The sequence below is a fragment of the Marinobacter sediminum genome (assembly GCF_023657445.1).
GTDB classification, from domain to species: domain Bacteria; phylum Pseudomonadota; class Gammaproteobacteria; order Pseudomonadales; family Oleiphilaceae; genus Marinobacter; species Marinobacter sediminum_A.
This window is the reverse complement of the sequence record NZ_JAGTWY010000001.1, coordinates 104,594-117,049: the sequence shown is the minus strand read 5'-3', so window position 1 is coordinate 117,049 and position 12,456 is coordinate 104,594. Positions and strand designations below refer to the sequence as shown.

Genomic DNA, 12,456 nt, shown 5'->3' with positions numbered 1-12,456 from the left:
CCTGAAGTTTAGCCGTAGACCGGGAAGCGGGCGCACAGAGCAGCAACCTGCTCGCGTACACGACTGTTAACGGATTCGTCTTCAAGGTTGTCGAGAATGTCGCAGATCCAGCCTGCCAGATCTCGGCACTCTGATTCACCAAAACCGCGGGTCGTGATTGCCGGCGTACCGATACGCAGACCGGACGTTACGAACGGGGAACGGGGGTCGTTGGGAACGGCATTCTTGTTGACGGTAATGTGGGCACGGCCCAGCGCCGCATCTGCATCTTTACCGGTGATGTCCTGCTTGATCAGACTAACCAGGAACAGGTGGTTCTTTGTGCCACCGGAGACAACATCGTATCCGCGCTCGATAAAAACCTGGGCCATGGCAGAGGCGTTTTTCACCACCTGCTGCTGGTAGGTTTTGAAGTCATCGCTCATGGCTTCCTTGAAGCAGATCGCTTTTGCCGCGATCACGTGCATCAGGGGACCGCCCTGACCACCCGGGAACACCGCAGAGTTAAGTTTTTTCTGCAGATCGGCGTCATCACAGGCCAGAATCAGGCCGCCACGGGGCCCGCGAAGGGTCTTGTGCGTGGTCGTAGCGACAACGTGCGCATGAGGTACCGGATCCGGATAGACGCCTGCGGCAACGAGCCCTGCTACGTGAGCCATATCGACGAACAGAAAGGCACCAACCTTGTCAGCGATGGCGCGGAAGCGGGCAAAGTCCAGCTCCTGGGAGTAGGCGGAGAAGCCAGCAATGATCATTTTTGGCTTGTGCTCAACGGCCAGAGCTTCAATCTCGTCATAATCAATCAGGCCGGTTTCCGGGTTCAGTCCGTACTGCACAGCGCTGTAGATCTTGCCGGAGAAGTTAACGCTCGCACCGTGGGTGAGATGGCCACCATGGGCCAGGCTCATGCCCAGAACAGTGTCGCCCGGTTTAAGCAGCGCCATGAATACGGCCGAATTGGCCTGGGAGCCTGAATGTGGCTGTACGTTGGCGTAGGCGGCACCAAACAGCTCCTTGGCGCGATCAATCGCGAGCTCTTCAGCAATATCCACGAACTCGCATCCACCGTAGTAGCGCTTACCGGGATAACCTTCGGCGTACTTGTTGGTCAGCACACTGCCTTGCGCTTCCATCACGCGCGGGCTGGTGTAATTCTCGGATGCAATGAGCTCAATGTGAGCTTCCTGGCGTTTCTCTTCCGCCTGCATGGCGTTCCAGAGTTCGTCGTCAAAGCCGGCGATTTTCATATCACGATTAAACATGGATGCGCTGCCCCTGTGTGCATGGCTGGCCCGGAGAGCTTTGGAAATCTCCTCAGGCTCCCTGAAAAATTGGGCCGCTATTCTATCTTACAAACGGGTAAAAAATCATCTTTTATAGGGCCCGGAGGCCCTCCGCAGAAACCGTCACACCGCAACATGCGATTTTCCCTCAATTGCCATAGCTTTCCGGTTTCGCTACCTTACGGGCCTTATCTACGAGTTTCTTTTATTTACCTCCGATTACAACAGAGGACACAGCCAGTTATGGCCCAGTACGTATACTCCATGAACCGGGTGGGCAAGGTCGTCCCTCCCAAGCGTGAAATCCTCAAGGATATTTCCCTGAGCTTCTTCCCGGGCGCCAAGATTGGCGTACTCGGCCTCAACGGTTCCGGTAAGTCCACCCTGCTCCGTATTATGGCGGGCGTCGACCAGGATTACATCGGCGAGGCCCGACCACAGCCAGGCATCAACGTCGGCTATTTACCTCAAGAGCCAGAGCTCGACGACGACAAGACCGTCAAGGAAATCGTCGATGAAGCCGTCTCTGGTGTGCACGACGCATTGGCCGAACTGGACAAGGTCTACACCGCCTACGCCGAGCCCGATGCCGATTTTGATGCGCTTGCCAAGAAACAGGGCGAACTGGAAGCCTACATTCAGGCCACCGACGGTCATGACATCGAGCGCAAAATGGAAGTCGCCGCAGACGCTCTGCGCCTTCCGGCCTGGGACCAGAAAGTAAAACTTCTGTCAGGTGGTGAACGCCGCCGTGTCGCCCTTTGCCGCCTTCTGCTGTCCGGCCCGGACATGCTGCTGCTGGACGAGCCCACCAACCACCTGGACGCCGAGTCGGTCGCCTGGCTTGAACGCTTCCTCCATGACTACGAAGGTACCGTGGTTGCCATCACTCACGACCGCTACTTCCTGGACAACGTCGCTGGCTGGATCCTGGAACTGGACCGTGGCCAGGGCATCCCGTTCGAAGGCAATTACAGCCAATGGCTTGAGAACAAGGAAAAGCGCCTGGAGATGGAATCCAAGCAGGAAGCCTCTCACCAGAAAGCCGTCAAGCAGGAACTGGAGTGGGTTCGCAGCAATGCCAAGGGCCGTCAGTCCAAGAGTAAGGCCCGCCTGGCCCGCTTCGAGGAAATGAGTTCCCAGGAATTCCAGAAACGCAACGAAACCAATGAACTGTACATTCCGCCCGGACCACGCCTGGGCAACAAGGTGATCGAGGTGGATGGTATCCGCAAGTCTTTCGGTGACCACCTGCTTTACGAAGACGTGTCTTTCAGCGTGCCGCCCGGTGCCATTGTCGGCATCATCGGTGGCAATGGTGCCGGCAAGTCCACCCTGTTCAAGATGATCGGGGGTTACGACAAACCCGATTCCGGCAACATTACTGTCGGTGAAACCGTAGAACTGGCGTACGTGGACCAGATGCGCGACCTTGATGGAAGCAAAACCGTCTGGGAAGAACTCTCCGACGGCAATGATATTATCAAGGTTGGCAACTATGAGACGCCTTCCCGCGCCTATGTCGGCCGCTTCAACTTCAAGGGCAGCGACCAGCAGAAACGCGTCGGCGACCTGTCCGGCGGCGAGCGCAACCGTCTGCACCTGGCCAAATTGCTGAAGGAAGGTGGCAACGTACTGCTGCTGGACGAACCCACCAACGATCTGGACGTGGAAACACTGCGTGCGCTTGAAGAAGCGCTGCTGAACTTCCCGGGCTCAGCACTGGTCATCTCGCACGACCGCTGGTTCCTGGACCGGGTAGCCACCCACATCCTGGCGTTTGAGGACGACGGCGAAGTGGTGTACTTCGAGGGCAACTTCAGCGAATACAATGAAGACCACAAGAAGCGCAAGGGGGACTCTGCGATGGTGCCCCAGCGCATGAAGTACAAGAAGCTGGCCTGATGGCGAAAACAAGAACCGCCTACGTCTGCACCGAGTGCGGTGCAGACTATTCCAAATGGCAGGGGCAGTGCACAGCCTGCCAGGCGTGGAACACCATCAGCGAAGTTCGCGGAGCCAGCGGCAATGCCAAAGGCGCCCGCGGTGCTCGTTTTGAAGGCTTTGCCGGCAGCCTGTCGGAGGTTCAGAGCCTGGACGACGTCAGCCTCGCAGAGCAACCCCGCATCAGCTCGGGCATGCAGGAATTCGACCGGGTTCTCGGTGGGGGCCTGGTCGAAGGGTCCGCCGTTCTGATGGGAGGGCACCCGGGCGCCGGCAAGAGCACCCTGCTGCTTCAGGCTGTTTGCCATTTGGCCGCCAGCGTCTCCGCCCTCTATGTGACTGGCGAAGAATCCTTGCAGCAAGTCGCCATGCGCGCCAAGCGCCTGGGCTTACCCACCAGAGACCTGAAAATGCTGTCTGAAACCAGTGTTGAGCGGGTGATGCAGGTGGCGGAAGCCGAGAAGCCTCGCATTCTGGTGGTAGACAGTATCCAGGTAATGCACATGGCGGACATAGAGTCTGCTCCGGGAAGCGTTTCCCAGGTCCGCGAAAGTGCAGCATACCTGACCCGTTTTGCCAAACAGACTGGCACAATTCTGTTCCTCGTCGGCCACGTCACCAAGGACGGCAGCCTTGCTGGCCCCAAAGTCCTTGAACACATGATCGACTGTTCCATTCTGCTGGAAGGCTCCAGTGACAGCCGGTATCGCACCCTCCGGGGCATCAAGAACCGCTTCGGCGCAGTGAATGAGCTGGGCGTGTTTGCGATGCTTGAACAGGGTCTCAAGGAAGTGAAGAACCCCAGTGCCATCTTCCTCAACCGTGGCGAGGAGGCCGCGCCAGGCAGTGTCGTTATGGTTGTCTGGGAAGGCACCCGGCCAATGTTGGTGGAAATCCAGGCGCTGGTGGACATGGCTCAGGGCGGCTACCCGCGGCGGGTTGCCGTGGGTCTCGATCAAAACCGGTTAGCCATGCTTCTGGCGGTGCTTCATCGCCATGGCGGCATGCATGTGTCCGATCAGGATGTGTTTGTAAACGTTGTCGGCGGCGTAAAGGTAGCGGAAACAAGCGCCGATCTTGCGCTTTTGGCCGCCATTGTCTCCTCGTTCCGTGACCGCGCCCTGCCCCAGGACCTGGTGATTTTCGGGGAGGTCGGCCTCTCTGGCGAAATTCGACCGGTGCCTAGTGGTCAGGAGCGAATTTACGAGGCGGCGAAACATGGGTTTACCCGGGCTCTGGTGCCCAAGGCCAATGCACCTCGCAAAAATATCGAGGGAATGAAGGTGATTCCTGTGACAAAGCTTAGTGACGCTCTCTCGGCTTTGGAGGAGCTTTAAGCTGCTGCCCGAGATGGCAAGGCTCGGTGATTGGTCAGCATTGGGGAGCCTTTCCAAAAACCGCTACGAGCACATCCATGTGCGCTTGTTTCCGGCCATCCATGGCCTCCAACATTTTTGGAAAGGCTCCCCAATGCTGACCTTCCGACTCTCTGGCGGAGTCCAGGAAAAAGTAACGAGATTAATCAATCAGGTGGGCAAATTCCCGTTCAAGCAATGCCTGATCGCCCAAGTTGAGCTCAACCAGGCGTTTTAGGTGAGAAGCACTGTCCAAATCGATGTACTGACATTTGAATCCGAGCCTGTGCGGCTCCACATGCCGCAACTCCACCGCCATAACAATAGCCGCCTCATGATCATTCAGGTGAATAATCACCTCACAAGGCTGCTTTAACGGCACATCCCATCCCTCGGGTCGCTTGACCAGAACGCCTTTCAGCGAGATGTCGAGCACCTCCGTTGTCCAGACACTCTCCAGACAGTGCAGCTCACAGGGCGCATCGAATTCGATTCTATGGAATCGGCGTTTCTCGGGGCTTTTGGCAGGCAAGTGGTTACTCCTGTTTACCGGTCTTGTTTTACCTGACTATAGACCGGCCAGCAGAGGACATCCACTGAGAGCCCCGGGGCCGCCTCCCGGAGCTTAAAGGCCGGGAGGCGACTGCTCCCCGTGTTACTGATGATATTCGGGGCTCAATTCAACAACGGCTTCAATAAATGCTTTGGCATGCTCAGGATCCACATCCGGCGTAATACCATGCCCAAGATTGAAAACATGGCCGGTACCGGTGCCAAAACGGCGGAGAATATCCGCCACTTCCTGACGAATCCGCGCGGGCGGCGCATACAGCATGGCCGGATCCATGTTGCCCTGAAGGGTAACTCGATCGCCAATACGGGCACGGGCCTTACCAATATCGGTGGTCCAGTCGAGGCCGACCGCATCGGCACCGGTATCCGCAATAGACTCCAGCCACTGGCCACCGTTCTTGGTAAACAGAATCACCGGGATATGGCGGCCTTCACGTTCGCGGATCAGACCGTCGACAATTTTCTTCATGTAACGCAGCGAAAATTCCTCATACGCCCAGCTGCTGAGCACGCCGCCCCAGGTATCGAAAATCTGAACAACCTGGGCACCGGCCTTGATCTGACTGTTGAGGTAATCGATGACCGCATTCGCCAGATGATCGAGTAACCGATGCATGACCTCAGGCTGCCCGTACATCAACTTCTTGGCCTCCCGAAAATCCTTGGAGGAACTGCCTTCGATCATGTAGGTCGCCAGGGTCCAGGGGCTGCCGGAAAAACCAATCAGGGGCACACTGCCATTGAGCGCTCCGCGAATCGTGGACACGGCGTTCATGACGTAGTCCAAATCCACTTCGGCAGTCAGTGTCGGCAGCGCAGCCACGTCTGCTTCAGAGCGGATCGTATTCTTGAATTTGGGCCCTTCGCCGGTTTCAAAATACAAGCCCAGACCGAGAGCATCCGGAATGGTCAGGATATCGGAGAACAGGATTGCCGCGTCGAGCGGGTAGCGCTCCAACGGCTGCAGGGTCACCTCGCAGGCCAGCGGAGTATTCTTGCACAGGCTGAGGAAATCACCCGCCTTGGCACGGGTGGCGCGGTATTCCGGCAAATACCGGCCGGCCTGGCGCATCATCCATACCGGGGTACGGTCAACGGGCTGGCGCATCAAGGCGCGCAGGAAGCGGTCATTCTTCAACTCGGTCATAGAAAATCCAGCGTTCTCAGTTCTGCAAGTGGTGATAAACGAATGGGGAGCAATGATACCCCGTTTGCCATAATAAAAAAGGGCGGCTTACCCTTAGCAAGCCGCCCTTCTGATCCGGATCAGGCAGTCAATCAGATATCCAGATAGTCCAGAATACCCTCTGCCGCCTGACGACCTTCCCAGATAGCCGTTACGACCAGATCTGAGCCACGGACCATGTCGCCACCAGCAAAGATTTTCGGGTTACTTGTCTGGAACGCGAACTCGGCTTCTTCGGGGGCAGCTACGCGACCGGAATCGTCAGTGCTCACTTTCAGCTCATCGAACCAGTCCGCGGGGCTCGGGCGGAAACCGAAAGCAACCAGCACCGCATCTGCCGGAATGACCTCCTCACTGCCCGGAACGACTTCCGGGCGGCGACGGCCATTCTCATCGGGGTCGCCCAACTGGGTAGAAACGACCTTGACGCCTTCAACCTGGTCCTCACCAATGATGGCGATCGGCTGACGGTTAAACAGGAATTTAACGCCCTCTTCCTTGGCGTTCGCCACCTCTTTGCGGGAACCCGGCATATTCGCTTCGTCCCGGCGATAGGCGCAGGCCACACTCTCTGCCTGCTGACGGATGGACGTCCGGTTACAGTCCATAGCCGTATCACCGCCACCCAGAACCACCACCCGTTTGCCCTTCATATCGATGAAGTCGGCCTCGTCCTTCTCGAAACCGAGACGACGATTAACGTTAGACACCAGGAACGGCAGAGCGTCATAAACACCCGGCAGGTTCTCACCAGGGAAGCCGCCCTTCATGTAGGTGTAGGTGCCCATACCCATGAAGACCGCATCGTACTCATCAATGACATCCTCAAGCATCACGTCTTTGCCCACTTCGGTCGACAGACGGAACTCTACGCCCATTTCCTCGAATACTTGGCGGCGACGGGTCATGACAGATTTTTCCAGCTTGAACTCGGGAATACCAAAGGTCAGCAAGCCGCCAATTTCAGGATAGATATCAAAGACTACCGGCTTCACGCCATTGCGCACCAGAATATCGGCGCAGCCAAGGCCTGCCGGCCCCGCACCAATGACAGCGACCTTCTTGTCAGTCCACTTGACCGCTGACATATCCGGCTTCCAACCCAGAGCAAAAGCGGTGTCGGTAATGTATTTCTCAACAGATCCAATGGTAACCGCGCCATAGCCATCGTTCAGAGTGCAGGCACCTTCACAGAGGCGATCCTGCGGACACACGCGGCCACACACCTCCGGCAGGGAGTTGGTCGCGTGACACATCTCCACAGCCTTCATGATGTTGCCTTCAGAGACCAGCTTCAGCCAGTTCGGGATGTAATTGTGGACCGGACACTTCCATTCACAATACGGGTTACCGCATTCCAGGCAGCGATGCGACTGAGATGCAGCATTGTCTGCAGTAAATGGGTGGTAGATCTCACCAAATTCTTTCTTCCGCTTCCTGGCCGGGACCTTCTTCGGGTCCACACGCCCAACCTCAACAAACTGGAAGTCGTTATTAAGTCGTTCTTTCATCATGATGCTCTCATCAGCTCAATTTCGACAGGAGCGGCGGCAAGCAAAGCCACCGACTCCAAACCCTTTCGACCCTGTTGCTTATTCGGGACGAGCCCTGGTGCTGGCCAGCAGGCTGCGAAGGTTGGCAGCCTTGGGTTTAACCAGCCAGAAACGGCCGATGTAGTCGTCGAAATTCTCAAGAATATGCTCGGCCCACTCACTGCCGGTCTCTGAGATATGCTCCCGGATCACACCACGCAGGTGATTGCGATAGGATTCCATGTCTTCGCTGGAAATCCGCTGGATCTCCACCAGTTCGTGGTTGTATCTGTCCACAAAGGTGTTGTTCCGGTCCATCACATAGGCAAAGCCACCAGTCATACCAGCACCGAAGTTGTGCCCGATATCACCCAGCACTGTCACCAGACCGCCGGTCATATACTCACAGCAGTGGTCCCCGGCGCCTTCTACAACGGCATGAGCCCCTGAGTTACGTACCGCAAATCGCTCACCTGCTGTGCCGGCGGCAAACAGTTTGCCGCCAGTTGCACCATACAGGCAGGTGTTGCCAACGATGGACGTCTCCTGAGTTTTGAAGGCGCTGCCGCGCGGCGGCTTGACTACCAGCTTGCCACCGGTCATGCCTTTGCCAACGTAGTCGTTGGCGTCACCTTCCAGAATCAGATTGAGACCACCGACGTTCCAGACACCAAAGCTCTGGCCGGCCGTGCCGGTCAGATCAAGGGTAATCTGTGCATCAACCATGCCCTGGTTGCCGTGTACGGCCGCAATTTCGCCTGACAGGCGGGCACCAATGGAACGGTCACAGTTGGTAACCCGATAAGACCAGGCACCTCCGGATTTATTCTCGATAGCCGTAGCAGTGTCTTTCACCATCTCTTCGGCAAGCACGCCCTGGTCAAACGGGTAGTTTCGTTCAACCTGACAGGTCTGAGGCTTATCGGCTGGAATGTTGTCGTTGGACAACAGACGCGAGAGATCCAACTTCTTCTGACGCTCAGTATCGCCTGGCAGTCGCTCCAGAAGGTCAACGCGGCCGACCAGTTCTTCCAGGCTTCGCACACCCAGATTGGCAAGCCACTCGCGAGTCTCTTCCGCAACGAAGCGGAAGAAGTTCATGGCCATCTCGACAGTGCCCTTGAAGTGCTCTTCACGCAGATACTCATTCTGGGTGGCAACACCGGTGGCACAGTTGTTCAGGTGGCAGATACGCAGGTATTTACAACCCAGAGCCACCATCGGAGTGGTCCCGAAGCCAAAGCTTTCCGCGCCCAGGATCGCACCCTTGACTACGTCCAGACCGGTCTTGATGCCGCCATCGGTCTGCAGGCGAATCTTGCCTCGCAGATCATTGGCTCGCAGCGCCTGCTGGGTTTCTGTCAGGCCAAGCTCCCAAGGGGAGCCTGCATAGCGGATGGACGTCAGCGGGCTGGCTGCAGTGCCACCGTCATAACCGGAAACCGTAATCAGGTCAGCGTACGCCTTGGCCACACCCGCTGCGATTGTGCCAACACCCGGCTCAGACACGAGCTTAACGGAAACCAGCGCTTCCGGATTGACCTGCTTGAGGTCAAAAATCAACTGCGCCAGATCCTCAATGGAGTAGATGTCATGGTGCGGCGGCGGAGAAATCAGCGTCACGCCGGGCACCGAGTAACGCAGGCGTGCGATCAGGTCGTTGACCTTACCGCCCGGCAGCTGGCCACCCTCGCCAGGTTTGGCACCCTGAGCGACCTTAATCTGCATGACGTCAGCGCTGCGCAGATACTCCGCAGTAACACCAAAGCGACCGGAGGCCACCTGCTTGATCTTGGAGCGTTTCTCCGTCCCATAGCGGGCTGGGTCTTCACCACCTTCGCCAGAGTTGGAGCGCCCTCCCAACGTATTCATCGCCACTGCGAGGGCTTCATGAGCCTCAGGCGAAAGCGCCCCCAGAGACATCGCCGCAGAATCGAAACGCGGGAAGATATTCTCGACCGGCTCGACCTCGGAAATGTCGATAGCCTTGAGGTCCTTGCGGAAGCCCAAAAGGTCGCGCAGAGTTGCAACGGGACGCTCATTGACCAGTCCCGCATATTCCTTGTAGTGACCATAATCGCCGCTGGTAACGGCTTCCTGCAGCTTGCCGATGACGTCCGGGTTAAAGGCGTGATACTCCTGGCCATGAACGTACTTCAGCAGGCCGCCCTGGGAAATCGACTTGCGGGGTTTCCAGGCAATTGACGCCAGCTGCTCCTGATCCTGCTGGAAATCAAAGAAGCCTGCGCCCTGGATTCGGCTCGGCACGCCTTTGAAGCAGAGATCGACCACTTCGTCAGCGAGACCGATGGCTTCAAACAATTGAGCACCCCGATAGGAGGTAATGGTGGAGATCCCCATCTTGGAAAGGATCTTCAGCAGCCCCTTGTTGATGCCCTTACGGTAGTTGTTCTTCGCTTCGATGGGATCCATCAATACTTCGCCGGTTCGAATCAGGTCGTTAAGAAGCTGATACGCCAGGTATGGATAGACTGCCGTCGCACCAAAGCCAAACAGCACGGCAAACTGATGAGGATCGCGGGCCCAGCCACTCTCCACAATAATGTTGGAATCGCAACGCAAGCCTTTTGCAACCAGGTGGTGGTGAACCGCACCGGTCGCCATCATGGCGTTTACCGGCAGTTCGCCTTCCTTCAGATCCTTGTCGGTCAGCACCAGCAGCACCTTGCCATCACGAACGGCCTGCTCGGCCTCATCGCACACCTGGCGGACTGCCTGCTCCAGACCCAGCTCCGGGCGATAGCTCATGGAAATGCGAGCGATCTCAAAGCCGGGACGATCGTTATTGGTGATTTTGAGGAATTTCGCTGGAGATAGAACCGGAGTGGTCAAAATAATCCGATCCGCATGCTCCGCAGTTTCCTGAAAGACATTGCGTTCAGCACCAAGACAGGTCTCCAGCGACATCACGATGGATTCCCGCAGCGGGTCAATAGCCGGGTTGGTAACCTGGGCAAACTTCTGACGGAAGTAATCCCCGACATGCCTGACTTTGCTGGACAGCACCGCCATCGGAGTATCGTCGCCCATGGAACCAACCGCTTCCTGGCCATTCTCAGCCAGAGGGCGCAGCACCTGGTCGCGCTCCTCGAACGACACCATGAACATCTTCTGATGCACCTGAAGCACATCAGCATCCATCAGCTTGAATTCCGGAGTAGCCTGATTGAGCGTGGTCTCAACACGCAAAGCATTCTCCCGTAACCAGCGTTTGTATGGCTGGGCAGACTTCAGGCGCTGATCGATGTCCTTGGTATGCAGCACTTCTCCGGACTCAGTATCAATGGCCAGCATCTGCCCCGGTCCGACGCGACCCTTTGCAACCACGTCATCGGGCTGATAGCCATAGGTACCAATCTCTGACGCCAGAGTGATGAAATCATCCTTGGTGATAACCCAGCGGGCCGGGCGCAAGCCATTGCGGTCAAGCATACACACGGCATAGCGACCGTCGGACATAACCAGCCCGGCAGGGCCATCCCAGGGCTCCATGTGCATGGAATTGTATTCGTAGAAGGCTCGTAGTTCGGAGTCCATGCTGTCGACATTTTGCCAAGCCGGCGGGATCATCATGCGAACAGCACGGAACAGATCCACACCCCCAGCCAACAGGATTTCGAGCATGTTATCCATACTGGAGGAGTCAGACCCTGTCAGGTTTACCAACGGCTGAAGCGTCTGAAGGTCCGGAAGGTCTGGCGAGCTGAATTTGGCGGCACGGGCAATGGCCCAGTTCCGGTTACCGTCGACGGTATTGATCTCGCCGTTGTGGGCGAGGTAACGGAACGGCTGCGCCAAGGGCCAACGCGGCATGGTATTGGTCGAGAACCGCTGGTGGAAAACACAGATAGCAGTTTCCAGATCCGGATCACCCAGGTCCTTGTAGAAGTTGGCCAGATCGGCTGGCATCATCAGGCCCTTGTAGGCCAGTGTCCGATGCGACAGGCTGCAGATATAAAACTCGGCATCATCAACCATGTCCCGTTCGGCGTGGCGACGGCCTACAAACAGGCCGATCGCAAATTCCCTTTCGGTCTTTCCGGCCGGTACAACAAACACTTGTTCAATACGCGGCAGGCATTCCAGTGCCATGGGGCCGAGGCAGCTGTCATCAACGGGCACTTCGCGCCAGCCCATAATCTCCAGACCCTGCTCGGCCAAGCGTTTCTCAACCGCTGCACGTCCAGCTGCGGCCTTGGCCTCGTCCGGGTTCAGGAATACCTGGCCCACGGCAAACAAATCTCCGGGTTCCTTGCCAAACGCAGCCTTGGAAGCCTTTTTCAGGAAGGCGTCCGGGCTCTGGATAAGAAGGCCACAACCATCGCCGGTCTTTCCGTCTGCAGCGATTCCACCTCGGTGGGTCATGCAGGTCAGCGACTCGATGGCAGTTTGTAACAACTTGTGGCTGGCATCGCCCTTCATATGGGCAATCAGACCAAATCCACAGTTGTCCCTGAATTCATCGGGATGATACAAACCTGTCATCATAAGCGTTCTCTCGCGTAGAAATTCTTTTCAATCAAAGGGTTATTCGGCGCACTGCAACCTGGCCACCCTTTGAC

At 57.0% G+C, this 12,456-nt stretch carries 7 protein-coding genes; 2 read left to right on the top strand and 5 right to left on the bottom strand.

Annotation, left to right across the window (positions count from 1 at the left end):
- Window positions 1-8 precede the first annotated feature (8 nt).
- Complete coding sequence (glyA, locus tag KFJ24_RS00555; protein ID WP_250829136.1) at window positions 9-1,262, bottom strand: serine hydroxymethyltransferase; 1,254 nt, start codon at window positions 1,260-1,262, stop codon at window positions 9-11.
- A gap of 264 nt (window positions 1,263-1,526) precedes the next feature.
- Here glyA and ettA point away from each other — a divergent pair, with 264 nt between their 5' ends.
- On the top strand, window positions 1,527-3,188 hold the full coding sequence (ettA, locus tag KFJ24_RS00550; RefSeq protein WP_250829135.1) for an energy-dependent translational throttle protein EttA: 1,662 nt from the start codon (window positions 1,527-1,529) through the stop codon (window positions 3,186-3,188).
- On the top strand, window positions 3,188-4,564 hold the full coding sequence (gene radA, locus KFJ24_RS00545; RefSeq protein WP_250829134.1) for a DNA repair protein RadA: 1,377 nt from the start codon (window positions 3,188-3,190) through the stop codon (window positions 4,562-4,564). The genes ettA and radA overlap by 1 nt, the downstream gene beginning before the upstream one ends.
- A 181-nt stretch (window positions 4,565-4,745) precedes the next feature.
- Here the strand turns inward: radA and KFJ24_RS00540 are convergent, their stop codons facing one another.
- The 4 genes from KFJ24_RS00540 to gltB form a co-directional block, all read right to left on the bottom strand.
- Complete coding sequence (locus tag KFJ24_RS00540) at window positions 4,746-5,114, bottom strand: PilZ domain-containing protein (protein ID WP_250829133.1); 369 nt, start codon at window positions 5,112-5,114, stop codon at window positions 4,746-4,748.
- 123 nt (window positions 5,115-5,237) lie between these two features.
- Window positions 5,238-6,302 carry a uroporphyrinogen decarboxylase gene (hemE, locus tag KFJ24_RS00535; RefSeq protein WP_250829132.1) on the bottom strand — a complete coding sequence of 355 codons (1,065 nt, stop codon included), beginning with the start codon at window positions 6,300-6,302 and terminating at the stop codon, window positions 5,238-5,240.
- Window positions 6,303-6,433: 131 nt separating this feature from the next.
- Entirely contained in the window at window positions 6,434-7,852 is a 1,419-nt protein-coding gene (locus KFJ24_RS00530; RefSeq protein ID WP_250832525.1) for an FAD-dependent oxidoreductase, read from the bottom strand.
- A gap of 81 nt (window positions 7,853-7,933) precedes the next feature.
- Window positions 7,934-12,382, bottom strand: a complete 4,449-nt coding sequence (gene gltB, locus KFJ24_RS00525) for a glutamate synthase large subunit (RefSeq protein ID WP_250829131.1) — start codon at window positions 12,380-12,382, stop codon at window positions 7,934-7,936.
- Window positions 12,383-12,456: the final 74 nt, after the last annotated feature.

Bases quoted from the DNA above. Each gene is read 5' to 3' on its own strand.
- glyA (WP_250829136.1), bottom strand. From the start codon at position 1,262: ATGTTTAATCGTGATATGAAAATCGCCGGCTTTGACGACGAACTCTGG.
- ettA (WP_250829135.1), top strand. From the start codon at position 1,527: ATGGCCCAGTACGTATACTCCATGAACCGGGTGGGCAAGGTCGTCCCT.
- radA (WP_250829134.1), top strand. From the start codon at position 3,188: ATGGCGAAAACAAGAACCGCCTACGTCTGCACCGAGTGCGGTGCAGAC.
- hemE (WP_250829132.1), bottom strand. From the start codon at position 6,302: ATGACCGAGTTGAAGAATGACCGCTTCCTGCGCGCCTTGATGCGCCAG.
- KFJ24_RS00530 (WP_250832525.1), bottom strand. From the start codon at position 7,852: ATGAAAGAACGACTTAATAACGACTTCCAGTTTGTTGAGGTTGGGCGT.
- gltB (WP_250829131.1), bottom strand. From the start codon at position 12,382: ATGATGACAGGTTTGTATCATCCCGATGAATTCAGGGACAACTGTGGA.